The organism is Pedosphaera parvula Ellin514 (genome assembly GCF_000172555.1).
GTDB lineage: Bacteria > Verrucomicrobiota > Verrucomicrobiia > Limisphaerales > Pedosphaeraceae > Pedosphaera.
On sequence record NZ_ABOX02000080.1, the window covers coordinates 1 to 18450 of the forward strand.

The window sequence follows — 18450 nt, forward strand, 5'->3', positions numbered from 1 at the left end:
GAGCAAATCTGTCACCCCTGTTGCGGGTGAGAAGCATCCTTGTGTTAACCCATCCAATCGCTCGTCCATGAAACCGACCAACAAACTCAACCCTATCATACTCGCGAGCATAACTGGCGCCGCGGCCTTGTTGCTTGCCAGTTCCAGTCCGGCGGCGATTTTTCAGTGGACCAACACTGCGTCCAGCTCATTCGTGAACGCGGCGAACTGGACAAATACCGCCAGCCCATTCGGAAACGGAGTTCCGACGACCGGAGATAACGGCATCAACAACATCGCCGGGTCAACCGCAGTAATTGGGCTGGGTGACGTCGTTAATGCAGCCACTTTGGATGCCCCTGCGGGAACAATTTCGGTCATGGATGGCGATTTGACGGCGACCACCATGCGGGCCACCGGCAGCAATGGAGTCATCTCGGTAAGTGGCGGGAACGTCAATCTCGCCAACCTGCAAATCACCGCGAACTACGGCGTTGTCTCCATCAGCGGTGGGACAACTACAGTCAGCACGGACAGTCGGATCGGAGCGGGTAACGCGGTTTGGAATGTCAGCAACGGCACGCTGAACTTGAGCAAGCATACCATCGGGTCCGCAGCAGCCAACAACACCAACAATGTGATGACCGTTTCCAGGAACGCCGTCGTTACACAAAACCAGGGCATTAGCGGCGGTGCGAATCGCGAGCTTTGGGTGGGTGGAAACAACGCAGGTTCGGGCACTTTGATTTTGAAAGATAATGCCACGTGGACCAGCAGTGCGGCCAACGGGAATACCGATGTCATTTTCGGCCGAACGTCTGGTGCCGGTCAAACACCGGTTGGGACGCTGACGATTCAAGACAATGCCAGTTTTGTGGTTCAAGCTGGTAACGCGGCAGCAAAAGTGATTCAGCTGGCAGGCGGGCCCAATGACGGTGCAACCGGCATCATCAATCTAAACGGTGGAAACATTTCTGCCATCGGCATCTCCCGCGCCCGTAGCGGAACGAGCACGGGCACGATCAACGCCAATGGCGGAAAAATCACCGCATTAGCGGCAGGGACAAATTTCTTTCTCAACTTTCCTGGCACGGGCGGGCCGAACTCCATCAATCTGCTTGCAGGTGGGCTGAAGTTTGACACCGGCGGGTTTAATTCCGGGATCACCAACGTCCTCTCGGGCGTGGGTGGATTGACCAAGTTGGGAGCTGAGACCCTGACACTCTCCGGTTCGAATATTTATACCGGTGGAACTATTGTTAGCAGCGGAACGCTCGCAGTGACAGGAGTTGGTTTGATCAATGCCAGTGGGTCCATCTCGGTGAACGCCGCCACGCTGGATGTTTCTGCGGCCAACGCACAACTTTCCTCCGCAGGCTCGTTGACCCTGAATGACGCCAACTTGATCGGTAAATTTTCGACTACGAATATCACAGTGGGTACGTTCGGCACCAGCGGCACGACCAACATCATCAATATCACCGCACTGCCGATTCCCGTCTCCCTGCCCGCGCAGATTACTTTGATCAACTACACCACGGCCGCACCTGGATTGGTGGGCGGCGGCAATGTGTTAACCACGCTGGGGGCAATTCTGCCCACCATCGGCAATCCTGTGGGCTATCTCACCAACAACGTCGTCAATGGCTCGATTGATCTGGTCATCACGAGCATGGTGCTTTCACCGGTGATCACAAAGCAGCCGGCTCCTGACAACGCGTATTCCGGTTTCAATGCGCACTTTAGCGTGGAGCTGGAATCAACCAATGCTCCCGGCTACCAGTGGCGCAAAGGCGGCGTGGTATTGAGCAACGGGGGCCATTACTCCGGCGTGAACACGGCGGTCTTGAAGATCAGCAACGTTTCCGGGGCGGAACTGGGCAACTACGATGTGGTGATCACGAACGTCAGTGGTTCGGTGACCAGCAGCCCGGCGGCGCTTACATTGGCGGCGCCGTTTGGTTACGAAGCAGCAGCAACAGCGGCCGGGCCAGTGGCGTTGTTCATGTTTGATGAAATGAGCGATGCCACGACGAGCAACGCTTTGGCTTTTGATTACGCGGGTGACCTTGATGGCACTTATGGTTACATCGTGCAAAACGGTTTCAATGGAATTGCCGGTCCTCGCCCGAGTGACGGCTTGCCGGGATTTGATGCAACGAACAACGCGGTTCGCACTTTTGGTTTCACACCGGAGGCGCACGTCACGATTCCGGCCCTGAATCTGAATACGAACGCGGTGACACTGACCGGATGGATCAATCCCGGCGCTCCGGCCGCAAATGCCGGTCTGATTTTCTGGCGCGGCGGTGGCACAGTTGCCGGGTTGAACTTCACTGGTAATGTGGACGGTAACGGTTATCGCACGCTTGGCTATACCTGGAATAACGAAGCGGGAACGTTTCTCTGGAATTCACAGATCGCGCCGACGCCCGGTCAATGGTCTTACGTGGCGCTTGTCATCACGCCGACCAATGCAACGGTGTACATATTCGACGCGAATGGCTTGCGCGCTTCGTCGCAAAACTATTCGCACGTGAACCAGAGCTTTTCTGCTGCCGGTTTGATTGGCGACGATGGATTCTCTGGCGGAAATCGTCAGTTCGATGGCGCGATTGATGGGGTGGGTATTTACGCCAAATCATTGACGCAATCCCAACTCGAAGCACTCTATGTAGCCGGCTCGGGCGCCTCATCCTTCGCTCCAGTCATCTGGGCGCAGCCGATGTCCTTGAACCTTTACGAGCAACAAAACGCCACCTTTAACGTCGGGGCGAGCGGCACATTGCCGTTGAGTTATCAATGGCAGATGACTGATGGCGTTAACTTCTATGACGTTGTCAATGGCGGTCGAATCAGTGGTGCGACTTCGTCAATGCTGACGATCAGTAATCTTGTTTTGGCAGATGCGACGAATTTCGTGGTCGTCGTTAGCAACGCCGCGGGTGGGCCGGTTATGAGCACGATGGTGACGTTGACTGTGAATCCGGCTGGCCCGGCTGAAGCGATCACCAACTCAGTGGTGCAAACCAGCGGTCAGAGTTGGGAAACTCCCTCCGGTTGGAGTGACGGTCTGGCGGCCTCCGTTTCGGCAGCGTCGAAACCAGGTAGTTCGTATTACATAACTGGTAATGCGGGCTTGCGCACTCCTGCGGGTGCGGCGAGCGCAACATTTCCGGGAAACACATTGCGAGTTGAGGGAAATGGTGTTTTCAACACCACCATCGCCGGTAGTGGCATTGGTGCCGTGATTTTGAAAAGCTCCAACGGAGGCGTGGTGAACTTCCCGAAATTGATCATGGCGGGTGGTGAAATCCTAAACTTCGTGGATTCCGGCGGCAGCACGGTCATTGGCGGCGAACTGAATGTGATCTCTAATACGCCCATCTACGCAGCCGATGACACCAGCTCGCGATCAATTCGCGTCGATGCGAAATTGACAGGTGACGGCACGGTTGAGTATCGCGCTTACTCAGGCACGACTTTTATTCCAGCGAACGTTGCCTCGCTGAATATTGCCGGACTCAACAACACTTTCACGGGCAAATGGAATGTGTTGCTCGGAACATTGGTTGGTAATGCGGCGGGTTCATTGGGCACAAACACCATCACCGTCGCAACGAACGGTGCAATCCAGGCCAACTATAATATCGGCAATACCAATGGTGCATTGGTTCTCAATGGGCGGTTCAACTTGACGCGCAACCACACGTTCAAGACCGTGACAATAGCGGGCACGAGCCTCGGTGCGGGCACTTACACTTTTGCTCAGTTGAACACTGCTTTTCCGGCGAACTTCCCCGCCTCGTGGACCGGCCAGCCGGGTGCGCTTTCGGAAACGATTGCTTCCGGCAGCATCACTGTAATTGGCGGAGCCGCGACACCGATTCCGCTGACGAACAATTGGAATGGCACGACGCTCACGTTGGCCTGGCCGACCGGCTGGAGCTTGTTGGAAGCGACAAATGTGAGCGGGCCGTGGACCACGAACTTGTCAGCCACATCACCGTTTGTTGTGTCGCCGACCGGACCGCAGAAGTTCTTCCGCTTGCAAGCGCAGTAATGGTGTTTGGAGTTTGGTTGTTCAGGCAGCCGGAGTGAAAATTCCGGCTGCCATTGAAAAATCAAAATCACGTGGTTTTCCGTGAAAATCAAGGAGACAGATTGAATGAATACCAGGCACAAGAGAGGTGGGAGTGAAATTGCGATGGGTGCGGGGGCGTTCACGCTTATCGAGCTGCTTGTGGTCATTGCCATCATTGCAATTTTAGCGGGCTTGCTGCTTCCCGCCATCGCCAAGCCCAAAGCCAAGGCACAACAAGCCAACTGTGTCAGCAATTTGAAGCAGTTAAATCTGACCTACACGATGTATGTCGACGACAACAGCGGAACGGGAATTGATTATGGTGGGACTGCTTACACGTTGTGGATGAAGCCGCTCGCAGCATACCAGGCCAAAGTGCATAAGGTTCGTGCTTGTCCAGTGGCTCCGGATCGCAGCAAGGCAAATACCTCGCTTGCCAAGGGAAATGCAGTCGCTTGTTGGGATTGGAATCTGTATAGCGGTTCAACCGATCCGAACGAAAACATCGGCAGCTATGGGATGAATGCCTGGTTGTATGTCAACTCACCGACTTTGGCCTCCACCGGTTATTATTTCGCCAAGGAGTCATCTATAAAGCGCCCCGATGCGACGCCCAGTTTTTTTGACGCGGTCTGGCTCGATGCGTGGATCAGGATCACCGATGTGCCAACGGTGGGCTTGGATTTGATCAATGGCGATGCCAGTGACATCCCGGTTGCGATGAAACGCGTCATGGTAGCCCGGCATCCATTGCAGAATGGTGCCAGGACGGCATTTAACCAAACCATTCAAGGCTCGATTGACATGGGCTACATCGACGGCCACGTCTGTAAATTGCGCTTGCAGGACATCAAGAGCGTCTATTGGCACAAGGATTACGCGCCAGCGTCAAGCCCATGGGCGACGGCACCCTTACCTAATCCCTGAGCAATGAAAGGAACGGTTGACTGCGACACGCTTATGACAACAACAGGATCGATTAAGTTTGTTTGTGTTTTTCTTTTCTCTAAAAGCGATCTTTGTTTTGTTTGATTTGGCAGGCGTTTCCTCTTCTTTATTGAATGGCAGTTCGTGTCACCGGTTCAGTCTGCTAATCGAACTGCGCGATGTCTTTTCGCCAGAATTCCAACATTTTTGCGGTCACGCATGATTATTATTCCTTGCCTGTGGCAGAAACAGCCGTGGACGAAGATTACAACGTCTATTTGGGTAACACTATGAGTTCTCTCCGCTTCCGACAGATCCAACAAGGTTAACCGCTGTTCGCACCTGAGCGGATTTGGTAAAAGCCAGGACAGAAGTTATGATCCTGTAACAGATGAAGATGAGGCTCATCCCGATCCAAGTCGAATGCTGCATAAACTCCCAATGATTCCCATTCACGAATTGCTCAACCGGATCCGGTGGGATCCGGAGTTTGCCAAGGGGAACTTTCAGTTGGGATACTACGATCGAGCTGAAGACCGCATCATTTTGGTCCCACTGAAAGAGGTGGGCTTTCCGCCCGAAAGCCCCACAAACCCTTTCAGCTCACCGATGCCGAGGGGCAAATCCACCGCATCCCGTTTCACCGCGTCCGGGAGGTTTACAAGGACTCCCAACGCATTTGGCATCGAGGAGAGCCGCGTGAATAGTGATCTGAAGGAAGGGACCGAAGATCATACCGAATCATTTTAAAATTCTGAATCACGTTTTCAGGCCAACCGTGCTATTCGCTCATGGCACTTGCAAGCCCGGGGTTCATTCCCTTTCCGCGGAGCGACCGTTTGCTGGCAGAACCCTGACCGATTTGAGAGGAACCACGAACCCAGTGGCCGCAGCTAACCTCACCTATTTAGGTGATGAGGTCTTAACCATGTTTAGGGATATGAAGTTCGATATTTTTCCTTATATTTAACGCCAGTCAGCCACAAAAATAATTAAAGGACGGGGTTATTCCCGTCTCGACTTTATCTGCCTAAAATGGCCAACAACCTAAACATTGATCATCGACTGTGGGTTCACCGCCGTCATCCTGAGTCCCCCAACAAAACAGGCAGGCCAGAGAACGTGGGATTTGCGTTCACTCATTTTCAAAAATGAAAAGCCGGAAACAAGAGACAACCATGCCACGAAAATTGTTATGGCTGGCCGGTATCATGGTTGCCCTACTCGGAATGGCTGGCCATCCTCAGCGAGCGTCGGCAACCACGGCGATGATTTTTTGCAATGGCGATATGGGAAGCGCAAGCGGTCTGACTACCTCGCAAATCAACGGTTTGAGAGCATCGGGCTTCACCACCATGGTTCTGTTCACCATGAGCGTCCAAACGAATGGAGATTTTACCTTCAGCGACGGCTCGACGGTTTGCAGTGGCGGAGTCTATGTGGGGCCTTCCAACTGGGCATCGCTTATAAACCAATGCCGGGCTGCACAAACGAGCATCAATCGAATCGAGATGTGCATCGCACAGTGGGGTGATACGAGCTTTAGAAACATCAAAAACCGCATCGCGGCGGACGGCACAGGCTCGGGAACAGTTCTTTACAGAAATCTGCAGGCCTTGAAGAGCGCATTGGGAATCGATGCAATCGATTACGATGACGAGACCATCTACGACGCAAGTTCTGCAATCAGCTTCGGCCAAATGTGTGGTGCTGTGGGTATGAAAGTGAGTCTTTGTCCCTACACCAATCCTGGTTACTGGCAAGCCGTGAAAGCTGGTTTGGGAAGTACATGTGATCAGGTCTATCTTCAATGTTACGATGGTGGGGCAGGTAATAATCCCACAACCTGGAATTCCTATTTTGGCGGTTTAAAGGTAATACCTGGTTATTGGGATTATGAACGTGATTCCACGTTTCTCAACAACATGCAAGCGTGGAAAAGCGCTGGGGGCAACGGTGGTTTTCTCTGGCCTTCTTGCACCGGATGCAATCCTCCCGCCGATTCCAACGAAATGACCCAATATGCACACCAAATTCTTAACACCTTCAATCCAGTCGTTAATCCCGTCACTGCTGCTGATGTTGTGGGCAGCCAGGTCACTTTCTCGGCGGCCTTTGTGGGCAGTAACCTAACCTACCAATGGCAAATGATTCGAGGTGGGGCGACGAACAATATTCCCGGCGCGACGAATACGACGTTGACTCTTTCCAACCTGCAATTGACCAACACGGCATCCTATCAACTGCAAGCTTCCAATGCCGCGGGAATTGTCACAAGCACCTCAGGTTCACTTACGGTTTCGAGCGTGCCTGCGGCGGTGAACAATGTCATCACTTCCTACGCGGCCCAAACTGGCCTGGGTTTTGGTTTTTCGCTCACCCCAAGCTGGACTGTTGCGCCGGGCAGTTTGATTTACGGACAATTTCCCAGCAGCACAAATGGCGATTTTGATCTGGAACCAAATTGGGGTGATCGGAATGTCAATTCGCTGACATCTGGTGATGGTCTCAGGATTACCCCGGGCGGCAATCCAATCACAACCAGCACAAACTATGTGACGTGTGGCAACGGAGGCAGTCCGGCGGCAGGCGCTTCAGTAATCTATACGCTCACCGGGTCCGCTGGCGGGTGTAATCTTACTAATATCACGGTTTACGGAGGGTGGAGGGATGGTGGACGCGACCAGCAAGCTTATACCGTTTATTATTCCAAGACTACGGCACCTGCGACCTTCATCTTATTGGGAAGCGTCAACTACAACCCCGCGAATGCCGCCAACGTGCCTTCTGCAACCAGGGCAATACTTAGAGCTGCGAATGGATGGCTGGCCACCAACGTGGCCGCTGTGAAATTTGACTTCACCAGTCCTGCTTCAGAGAACGGTTTTTGCGGCTATGCCAACATCGGCTTGTTCGGAATTCCGCTAGGCCCGGTGGTGGTGATGAACACATTGCCTGTGACCGCGGCAGATGTAGTGGGCAGTCAGGTCGCATTTACGGCGGCGTTCACAGCCGCCAGTCCTCCGGCCTATCAGTGGCGGGTGATAAGTGGAGGAACGACCAACGACATACCTGGAGCCACGAACACGACACTGGCACTCACAAATTTGCAACTGACGAACACGGCTGCTTACCAGCTTCAGGCGTCGAATGCTTATGGCGTGGCCCTCAGTTCGCCGGGTTCGCTTACAGTAAGCAGCATGCCGGCTGCGGTGAACAATGTTGTCACCTCCATGGCTGCGCAAACCGGCCTCGGAAACGGCACCGCGTTTACGCCCACATGGACTTTCACGACGAACGACAATTTGATCGCCGGCCAGTTACCGAGCAACACAAGTGGAAATTTCAGCATGGAAGTGCCCGGTCGGAGCGTCAACTCCCTGACGGTTGGCGGGAGCGATTCGCTAACGCAGATTGCGGCCAGCGTGGGCTACACCACGAGCACAAACTATGTGACCTGTGGAAATGGCGGCGGGGCGGGTTCATCGGTGACCTACACGCTAACCGGTTCGGCCAGCGGATTTAACCTGACGAATATCATGGTTTATGGCGGATGGGTGGACGCGGGCCGAGACCAACAGGCTTATACGGTTTATTATTCCACGATGGCGGCCCCGACGACTTTCTATTTATTGGGCAGCGTCAATTACAATCCATCAAATCCCGCCAACGTCCAGTCGGCCACACGTGCGACGCTCAGACCGTCGACCGGTGCGCTCGCGACCAATGTGGCAGCGGTGAAGTTTGATCTCAGTAATCCAGCATCGGAGAATGGTTTCTGCGGCTATTCGCAAATTGCATTGTTCGGAACTCCCACTCAAGTCGTGGTGCCACCCGCGACCAATCCAACCAATCTCTCGTTTGAAGTTTCGGCCAACAGTCTGCTGATCAACTGGTCCAGCGATCACACTGGCTGGCGGTTGCAATGCCAGACTAATAACTTGGACGTGGGGATTGGCACTAACTGGTTTGATGTCGCAGGGTCAACAATCACCAACCAGATGTCCCTTCCCCTAAACCCGGGCAATGGAAGTGTCTTTTATCGATTGTTATATCCTTAGGTAGTGGCGGTGGATCCTAAGGATTTCAGCGGCGAGCGTTTCGAGACGCTCCGTGCGACGTGCGCCGAGCACGACGGTGTGCCCCTTCGCGGCAAGGTGGCGGGCGGTGGCTTCGCCAATGCCACTGCTCGCGCCAGTGATGAGGATGACTTTGGATTCAAGGTTTGTCTTCATGCTGTATGTTCTTTCTCTATTGGTTGGCTTTCTTCAATGGGTTCACTGGTCTCAATGCTTTAAATCGATGGTACTCATCATGTGACTGTCGGGCCGACCTGTACGCTGTAGCCTCCATCCGCCATCACGATCGAACCAACGAGGAAACTTGCGCGCTCCGAGGCGAGGAAGGACACGACCTCTGCTATCTCCTCCGGTTGCGCAGCGCGTCCGATAGGCGCGTTCTTCCCATGCTGGGCCAGAAACTCAGGTCCGTTCGGCATGAAGTGATTCAGCAAGTTTGTGACGACATCGCCAGCACCTACCGCGTTGACACGGATGCCATGTTGGATGTTTTCGACTGCCAACACGCGTGTGAGTTGCGCAAGTCCGCCCTTTGAGGCGCAGTAGGCAGCAATCCCCGGAAAACCGAAGAAACACGCGTAAGAACCAATATTCACGATGGCGCCGCTTTTGTTCGGAATCATCGCACGCACCGCTTCGCGCGAGTGGAGAAAGACACCAGTCAGATTGACCGACAGAATGCGGTTCCATTCCTCAAGCGTCATGTCCACAGCACGCTTGTAAATGATCGTCGCCGCGTTGTTTACCAGGATGTCGAGCTTGCCAAAGCGTTTGGTGGCCAGCGCCACGACAGACTGCGCGGTTTCTTCATTGGCCACATCGCCCACAAAAGTTACGATGCGGTCCTGGTCTTTAAAAACATCGTTGAGCGCAGGATTGATGTCTTCTGCGACGACCAAAGCGCCGCGCTCATGTAATAATTCGACGGTTGCCCGACCGATACCGCTCGCTGCACCAGTCACGATGGCGACCTTGTCCTTAACTTCATTGATTGTATTCATAATGGAGTGTTCAGTTGATATTGGTTGAGTTCGATCTTCACTTCATGGAGTCAACGTAGCGCAGGCTCGTCCTCGCACAAATCTGTTGGCGCGAAGTTAGGGGCACTCTCAGCAATTATCTCAACCGACTCTAATTAGCCCGACTGACCTGGAGTTGGGTTGATTAGTGGGATCGTGGAAGTTTTGTCTGCGGCGGCAGTGAGTCAGCACCATTCTCAACAATCAACTTCAATCCGCTCTTAAACCATTACGGCAAGCATCACCTATTTCGGTGATAAGGAGGTTACCATGTTTGGGGATTTTCAAGAAAGGCCTCTTAACGCTACTTTTTACCAATGACCCCATACTGCATTAGTGACATTTGGATTGTTGCGAAACGAGTCAGTTGATAAGTAGATAAAATACAATTACTAACTCTGTGAACTACCCTAAAAATAGACAATACCTTTTGGCGGGTTTGACCGCCGTAATTGCGTCCGGCGCAATTCATTGCACCAATGCTTCTCCCGCCAACATACCCGACTTCTCTTTCGAGAATACGAGTCTGGCGGATGGTGCAACTACCGGGGCACCGAATGTTGGCACAAATTGGACGGCTGCTGGTAACGGCGGCGTATTTCTGCGAAATCCTCAAGATGATCGGTTTGCTGGCTCAAGTGAAACAACTGTGCCTCCGGGTAATTTGCCGGCACCAGGCGACGGAACCAACTGCCTGATTGTCAATATCAATGGCAACACCGGTTATGTATGGCAGAACATCGGGGCGCTGCAGGCCAATACGATTTACACTCTTACTGTGGCGGTGGGTTTGGATTTGATCGATGCAGGTGGCAGCGGTGTTATTGCATTGGTGAATGGAGTTAATCCTTTTGGGACGATCCTGGCATCGGCACCGGTTGATACGACCACCAACACGACAGGGACGTTCTCTGATGTCACGCTGACTTTCACCACCGGCCAAATTGTAAATGGTCCGCTGACTATTTTGCTGCGTGGGGATTCCGGCACACAAATCATTTTTGACAACGTGCGCCTGGATGCGACCGCAGCCCCCAACTCGCCTACCGCATTGGCTGTTACAGCCACCCCTACAAACTTTGTATACGTTGGAACAGTGGTGACCTTGAAAGAGGACCCTGCTGGGGCGGCGCCTTTTGGGTATCAATGGCAAACCGATAACGGTTCGGGTGGTGTCACTTTTACTGCCATACCCGGCGCGACGGCATCAAGCTATGCGGTGAATACCAACGGTTTCACACCTGGCTCCCCGATTGAGTATCGCGTGATTGTAACCAACACATTTGGTGTTTCAACCAGTGCACCAGTTGCGGTGACTGCTATTACAGGTGCCCCAGTGGTGAAGAACGATGTGTTGCCAGTTACTGGCTCGGACATCGTGGGTAGTTCGGTGACGTTTGCCGCCAGCTTCGAGGGTTCGTTACCCATACACTATCAATGGCAGCATGACGGTGTCGATATTTCAGGGGCCAATAGCGCAAGCTTAACCCTCAATAATCTTCAATTTACCGACACCGGTTCTTACCAGGTCGTTGCGACCAACTCGATTGGTACCACGGTGAGTTCAGCCCGGTCGCTTACGGTGAACCCGGCTCCGGATCCGGTTGATGGGGTGGTCGTTTCCGTTGCAACCCAAACAGGCAATGGCGGCTCCACGTCGTTTACTCCTACCTGGAATGTTTCGACCAACAGTCTTGTTGCTGGCGTTGCCCCGAGTAGCGTAGGCACGGGCAACTTTAGCGCTGACAGTTCCGGCGTGGTGGCGGTACTGACGGATGGCAAATTTGGTCAGTTAAATCCAGCAGGAAATGGCAGCACTGATTTTGTGACCTGCGGCGTGAATAATCAAGGTGGCGGGTTTGTTACCTACACACTGCCGGTCTCCGCTTCCGGATACGACATCACGAACATCGTGGTCTATGGTGGCTGGAGTGACGGCGGACGCGACCAGCAGAAGTACATCGTGTACTATTCCACGGTGGCGAGCCCGACGACGTTCAATCCGATTGCGGATGTGGATTTCAACCCTACGTTGCCGGGGACCGTACAATCTTCGACGCGTATTACTTTGACTGACACCAATGGGGCTTTGGCTAAAAACGTGGCGGCAATCAAATTTGACTTCAACATTCTTGCACCGCCAACCGTGGAGAACGGTTACGCCGGATATTCTGAAATTGGCATTGCTGGTTTTCCCTCGGCCCCAGCTCCGGTTATATCCACAAACACGACTCCGACATCCGCCATTGATGTCGAGGGCAGTTCAGTCACGTTTCTCGCCGCCTTCAATAGCGCAAGTCCGGTCTCATATCAGTGGCGCAAAGACACTGGTAGCGGCCCTGCTCCGATACCGGGAGCTACCAGTCAGACGCTGACATTGGTGAACTTACAGTTTTCGGATACGGCTTCCTATAGCCTGCTGGCTTCCAATGCCTCCGGAGTTACGATAAGCACACCCTGTGCTCTGACGGTAACCAGTGCTCCCGGACCGGATGGAAATGGTGTCATTGCTTCGTCTGCGACGCAGACAGGTATAGCGCCTTTCCGCACAACCTGGAATGTCCTCCCCGGCAGCCTCATTGCCGGAGCCCTGCCCAGCAGTATTGGGTTGGGTAATTTCAACAACGAAGGCGGTGGCGGCGTTCCTCGATTGACTGACGGCAGCTTTGGATCTACTGGCAACGGCCAGCCCAACGTATCATTGGCGACTGGCGGCCCTGGTGCTGGCAATTCGGTCACTTACAATCTGCTCGGGTCCGCCAGCGGATACGACCTTACCAACATAACGACTTTAAGTGCCTGGACTGACAAGGGGCGCGACGGGCAATCCTATAATGTTTTTTACTCCACGGCAGTCGACCCGGACAACTTCATCCAGTTGACCTCTATCTATTACAATCCCTCAGGAGCCAATAAACCCACCGCCGATCGCGTAACACTGACGCCGAGTAGCGGGGTGCTGGCAGCGAATGCCGTAAAAGTCAGAATCGACTTCCTGGACGCGGAGAATGGCTGGTCTGGTTACGCCGAAATTAGTTTGTATGGTTCGCCGTCCGCCGCCGTGAATGCTGCTCCATTCCTAGCAGAGGACATCACTCCGGCCACGGGCTCGGATGTGGTTGGCAGTTCGGTCACATTCAAGGCAACTATCAACGGCAGCGGCCCGATCTCCTACCAATGGCGCAAAGATACCGGGAGCGGGCCCATTGACATACCCGGAGCTACCAGCCCAACACTGACATTGAATAATCTTCAACTCGGCGACAGTGCGACGCCAGGTTATAGCTTGCAGGCGTCCAATCAGTTTGGCTTGGTGACCAGCAGCGCGGCTTCCTTCACAGTAAATCCGGTCCCCGCACCAGTGAATGGCGTCATCGCCGCGCCAGCCAATCAAACCGGGGCCAGTGGTACGGTATTTAAGCCCACTTGGACAGTTCCCTCGGGCAGCCTCATTGCCGGGATGACACCCAGTGCCTTGGGTTCGGGCGATTTTGCGCAGGAAGGCGCGCTTGGTGTCAGCGCCTTGACTGACGGAGTGGTTGGAGCCTCAGGCGGCGGCGCTCTCAGCTTTGCAACTTGCGGCACAGGTGCAGGCACTGCTGTTACTTACGCTCTGGCCGGGGGCGCGAGCGGTTATAGCCTCACCAAGATTGTGACGTATGCTGGCTGGGGTGACAGCGGGCGGGATGGGCAGGGTTACACGATTTATTATTCCACCGTAGCAAATCCCACCACCTACATCCCGCTGGCAACCACCAGTTACAACCCGTCGATAGCGGGCGGAGTTCCGTCGGTTGACCGCGTGACTTTGGTTTCCGAGCCCGGTGGGGCACTTGCACAAAATGTCGCCAATGTGCGTTTTGAGTTCTTAAACGTGGAGAATGGCTGGTCTGGTTACTCGGAGATCGAGCTGTTTGGCACCCCGGCTCCTCCCGCCATTGGTTCGACCACAATCTCTGGCGGCAAATTAATCCTGACGGGCTCCGGTGGTACGCCAGGAGGTAGCTACAGTTGGTTGACCTCCACAAACGTCACCGCTCCAGTTGCGAATTGGACCACGAATAGCACAGGCTTGTTTAATGGTAGCGGCGCATTCTCGAATGCCATTCCGGTCAATACCACGGAGGCGGTTCGCTTCTTCCGACTGAAAACACCATAAGTTTCGAGGTGCATAAAGTGGCGTTTCATAATTTGCGAGCAAGCGTCCAGGGACCAGTTTCCCTGGACGCTTGAAATGGAGGTGACCGCAAAACCAGTCAGGTGGAATTAGCATGAAAAAGTTTCAATCAACTCACGTTGGCGGTGGCAGGTTTGCCTTCACTCTTATCGAACTACTGGTGGTGATAGCCATCATTGCGATCCTGGCGGCACTGCTCCTTCCCGCTTTATCGAAGGCAAAAGAGAAAGCGACTGGTATCAGTTGTCTCAACAACCTCAAACAGCTCACTCTCGCAGCGCACATCTACGGAACGGATTTTCAGGACGCGATTCCGCCCAATGCGGTCAACAATACACGGGCGTGGGTTTCCGGAGATGTGAGCGCCATGCCGGGAGCGACCAATGTAGCGGACATTCGTGCAGCGGTTTTGTTCCCTTACAATCAGTCGGAGCCGATCTATCGTTGCCCGGCAGACAAGTTAGGTTTTAACAATTCATCAGGGCTGCGCGTCCGGAGTTACTCGATGAACGGCATGATGGGTGACAATCTTGGAACCGCCACGGACATTCACCCTGGAATTCCTGAGAATAAGCGATTTTCAGATATTCGGAATCCGGGCCCGTCCCAAGCGTCACTTTTCATTGATGAGCAATCGGACCCCACCCCGGCATTGTCATGTATCGACGATGGCTATTATGCGGTTGAGTATGCGGGCAAGGGACCGAGTTGGCGGAACATACCGGCGAGTCGGCATGGCAACGGAGGGCAGCTTTCGTTTGCCGATGGCCACGCACAACGTTTCAAATGGCTTGAACCAACCACGCGAAGTTTGAGAGGCAACTCGCGCTCCGGCTCCACTGCGGCGGCAACGAAATTTAAGGACCGGGATTTGGAACAGCTCTGGAAATCAACCTACCCGCCCGAACTTTGGTGAGTCCTGAGTGTCTCCAGGATAATGTGATGCGTGGCTGTATACTGTTTGTTCTTGGCGAAAAAAGATGCCCGGTTAAGATAATTCCACGCATGCTCTCGAGCAAAAATAAGTTCTTTCCTCAGCATTTGTTGCTCGATCGCACGATTGCCTGCCAAGTCTGGATATGGAGGAGGAGACTAGGCGCAATAACCGTTCTGGCTTTCTGGCTTGCCTTGATTTTTCCGTGCCATGGCGAGGCCAGCGAAGCTGTAAAAACGGTCGCCCTTGCTGCAGCTGATCCAGACGACAGTCGCACCAACGGTCTTGGGGATTGGATTTGGACTGAGAAAAGGCTCGACCGGCAAACCTGTCAGCTCTGGAAGTCATTCGAGGTTCCCAAAGATGCCGTAGTCGTACACGCAGGACTACGCATGACGGTGGACAACGAATACACCTTATTCCTAGATGGGCGTGAACTGGGACGTGGGTCCGAATGGAGAGAGTTGTTCGATTACGACTTAACGCCGCTGATCTCACCGGGCAGACATACGATTGCAGTCAAAGCATACAATAGCTCATCGTATGCAGGAATGATCTTCGGCTTACGAATCGATCTGAATGATGGGAAAACCATTGAAGTTAAGTCTGACCAAAGCTGGAGGATTGTTCCGGAAGGACAGAAAGGCTGGGAGAATGCATCCCGGCCCCGTGACACGTGGACTCCAGCCACCGTGATGGCCTCCTTGGGGAAGGAGCCATGGTGGGTAAAACCGGAAAATATGAACGCAATGCCAACACTGTATCCCGTCAGGACTTACTTCTGGCAGACGGGATGGTTCCAGGTCACGTTGCTCATCATTTGCGGCGTTGTGATTTCTTTCAGCCTTAGGCTCATGGCTCAGTTGGCTTTACATAAAAAGGAGCGGTTGCTCTTGCAGCGGGAACGTGCGCGCATTGCACGGGACATTCACGATGATCTCGGCTCGCGCATTACGCAGTTGGTATTACACGGGGAAGTTGCCCAGAGCGAGCTGCCATCCGAATCAGACATGCGCGGGCAGTTGGATCGCATATGTCAGGAAGCGCGTAATGTATTATCCACTCTGGATGAAATCCTCTGGGCGGTGAATCCGCGACGGGACTCATTAAACGAATTCTCATCCTATGTGTGTGCCTATGCCGAGGAATTCCTGAAACCAACTTCGATTCAATGCCTTTTTGATGTGGACTCGGAGGCCTCAGCATTGACTTTGGGGCTTCCCTTGCGGAGGGCATTATTGATGGGCATCAAGGAAGCGCTTAACAACTCGGTAAAATATTCCGGAGCAAGCGAACTCGTGTTCCAAATCAAGTGTCACGGCAAAAATCTGATGGTGGCAGTGCAGGATAATGGGAAAGGCTTCAATTTGAAGGCCATCAGGCCCGGTGGAACTGGCTTGTTGAATATCGTGCAACGGATGCAGGAACAGGGGGGAAGCTGCGTGATCACAAGCCAGCCGGGAAAAGGGTGCCGAGTCGAATTTATGTTAACCTCGAAATCTGCGCGGTACCGGCCACTATACTGGCTGTTGAAACCAAATCGAGTTCCGGCCCAACCAGATCCAAACCAAAATGCGAATGAAGCCTCACAAACCAATGCCTCCATCTAATGCTGAGATGGAGCCCTCGCATCGAGTTGGGAAGCGCGCAGTCGCCGCTTCACCAAAAACTCCGCTCAAGGTAGCCCTGGTCGAAGATCAGCCAAAGGTTCGCGAGAGTTGGTGTCGGCTGATTGACTCATTTCCAGACTTCACTTGCGTTTGTGTTTGTGGCAGCGGAGAGGAGGCTCTGCGAGTAATTCCTGGAGTCCGCCCCGATGTAATCCTGATGGACATTTTTCTGCCGCGCATGTCTGGTATTGAGTGCACGGTGCGATTAAAGGCGCAGTGTCCCGAAACGCAGATTGTCATTCTCACCGCGATGGATGATCAGGAACTGGTGTTCATGGCGCTGGAAGCGGGTGCTGATGGATACTTGTTGAAACGAACCAAGCCGGCCGATTTGAGATGCGCTTTATTGGACGTGCTTGGCGGAGGAGCTCCGATGACGAGCCAGATTGCCCGGCGTGTCATTGAGTCCTTTCGCCGCAAGGCAAAGAACCCCAATGAGTATGCGCATCTTTCCATGCGGGAGGAGCAGATTTTGCGGCTCTTATCTCAAGGCTATTCCAACAAATTGATTGCCGATAAGCTTGAACTCAGCATTGATACCGTTTGCAGTCATCTCAAACGCGTTTTTGAAAAGCTGCATGTAAGCTCACGCACGGAAGCAGTGGTTCGTTACATGGAATCAAAAACCTCCCAACAGAATCCCAATGACGTGCTCTAGTTGTGCTCGGTTTCCGGGTGCTCCTCTTACAGCTTTTATTCCAATAAGGACAGCAGAGTGATTGGTGGTGAGTTATGCCTTGAATGTCTGACCCGCCCGTATTGCTTGCCACGACCAACCTCCACTTAAGTTGCATTTTAGATTCAGACCGGCAGTTATGAGAAGTCGCCTTCCTGGCGTCCTGGGTCACGTGCTTGTTTGAACGAAGCCACGATGATGATTGAGTCAATGGTTGGTACGCTACGGTCACCTATTTCGGTGATACTTGGGTTACCAACTCAGGGGATGGCACCGTCGATGTGATATGAGCTATAATCCTGACTCACTGTGGAACATCCGCCGGAAGGCGATTTGAATCGTCTAGAAATTCGGCTGGTTAGTATGAAGTCTTAATTCAATGATGCGTAGAGAATCGAGAGGCGGTCGGTTGGCTGTTTTATTGGGCCTGTTGGTAGCCCATACAGTTGGCTTTGCTGCAGTACCAGTCCTGACGACGAACACGCTTCCAGTCATCAGCATTGATGTGGTAGGAAGCCAGGTCACTTTCGTCGCCGCTTTTAGCAGCGACAGTCCGGTAAAGTTCCAATGGCGTAAAAATTCTGGAGGGGGACCTGCCAACATTCCTGGAGCCACCAACACCGTATTGACTCTCACTAATCTGCAGCTCTCCGATTCGGCAACCTATAGTCTTTTAGCCTCCAATAACACTGGAGTTACAATCAGTGCGGCGAGTTCGCTCACAGTGAATCCCATTCCGGCACCGGTGGGCAATGTCATTGTTTCCGCAGCCAGCCAGGTCGGAAATGGCAGTAACAGTTTCACTCCGACCTGGTCTGTTGCTTCAGGTAATTTGATTGCCGGTATTTCCCCTAGTAGTGTCGGCGCTGGGAATTTCAGCCAGGAATCGGCCGGCGGGGTGGGGA

Annotated in this window: 10 protein-coding genes and 1 pseudogene; 9 read left to right on the forward strand and 2 right to left on the reverse strand. The window is 53.4% G+C overall.

The window, feature by feature from the left end; genetic code table 11:
• Window positions 1–67: 67 nt before the first annotated feature.
• The 4 genes from CFLAV_RS30290 to CFLAV_RS33475 all read left to right on the forward strand — a co-directional run bounded on the left by CFLAV_RS30290 (window position 68) and on the right by CFLAV_RS33475 (window position 9051).
• The gene (locus tag CFLAV_RS30290) at window positions 68–4042 is read left to right on the forward strand and encodes a beta strand repeat-containing protein (RefSeq protein ID WP_007418753.1); all 3975 of its coding nucleotides are present in this window, start codon (window positions 68–70) and stop codon (window positions 4040–4042) included.
• Between the two features lie 105 nt (window positions 4043–4147).
• On the forward strand, window positions 4148–4990 hold the full coding sequence (locus tag CFLAV_RS30295; protein ID WP_007418754.1) for a type II secretion system protein: 843 nt from the start codon (window positions 4148–4150) through the stop codon (window positions 4988–4990).
• Between the two features lie 423 nt (window positions 4991–5413).
• On the forward strand, window positions 5414–5740 hold the full coding sequence (locus CFLAV_RS37975) for a DUF504 domain-containing protein (RefSeq protein WP_007418756.1): 327 nt from the start codon (window positions 5414–5416) through the stop codon (window positions 5738–5740).
• Window positions 5741–6168: 428 nt separating this feature from the next.
• Window positions 6169–9051 carry a hypothetical protein gene (locus CFLAV_RS33475; RefSeq protein ID WP_150107685.1) on the forward strand — a complete coding sequence of 961 codons (2883 nt, stop codon included), beginning with the start codon at window positions 6169–6171 and terminating at the stop codon, window positions 9049–9051.
• 21 nt (window positions 9052–9072) lie between these two features.
• Here the strand turns inward: CFLAV_RS33475 and CFLAV_RS34475 are convergent.
• Together CFLAV_RS34475 and CFLAV_RS30315 are read right to left on the reverse strand one after the other, a co-directional pair.
• Window positions 9073–9225: pseudogene (locus CFLAV_RS34475) on the reverse strand (SDR family oxidoreductase); the annotation flags it as partial.
• A 77-nt stretch (window positions 9226–9302) separates the two neighbouring features.
• Window positions 9303–10070, reverse strand: coding sequence for an SDR family NAD(P)-dependent oxidoreductase (locus CFLAV_RS30315; RefSeq protein WP_007418759.1), 768 nt, complete (start codon window positions 10068–10070; stop codon window positions 9303–9305).
• A gap of 418 nt (window positions 10071–10488) precedes the next feature.
• Here CFLAV_RS30315 and CFLAV_RS30320 point away from each other — a divergent pair, with 418 nt between their 5' ends.
• The 5 genes from CFLAV_RS30320 to CFLAV_RS30340 form a co-directional block, all read left to right on the forward strand.
• Complete coding sequence (locus tag CFLAV_RS30320; RefSeq protein WP_007418760.1) at window positions 10489–14247, forward strand: beta strand repeat-containing protein; 3759 nt, start codon at window positions 10489–10491, stop codon at window positions 14245–14247.
• 112 nt (window positions 14248–14359) lie between these two features.
• Window positions 14360–15181, forward strand: coding sequence for a DUF1559 family PulG-like putative transporter (locus CFLAV_RS33480; protein WP_007418761.1), 822 nt, complete (start codon window positions 14360–14362; stop codon window positions 15179–15181).
• An 89-nt stretch (window positions 15182–15270) separates the two neighbouring features.
• The gene (locus tag CFLAV_RS30330) at window positions 15271–16809 is read left to right on the forward strand and encodes a sensor histidine kinase (RefSeq protein ID WP_040550879.1); all 1539 of its coding nucleotides are present in this window, start codon (window positions 15271–15273) and stop codon (window positions 16807–16809) included.
• Window positions 16796–17527, forward strand: coding sequence for a response regulator (locus CFLAV_RS30335; RefSeq protein WP_007418763.1), 732 nt, complete (start codon window positions 16796–16798; stop codon window positions 17525–17527). The genes CFLAV_RS30330 and CFLAV_RS30335 overlap by 14 nt, the downstream gene beginning before the upstream one ends.
• A gap of 397 nt (window positions 17528–17924) precedes the next feature.
• A partial coding sequence (locus CFLAV_RS30340) for an immunoglobulin domain-containing protein (protein WP_007418764.1) occupies window positions 17925–18450 on the forward strand: 526 nt, incomplete at its 3' end.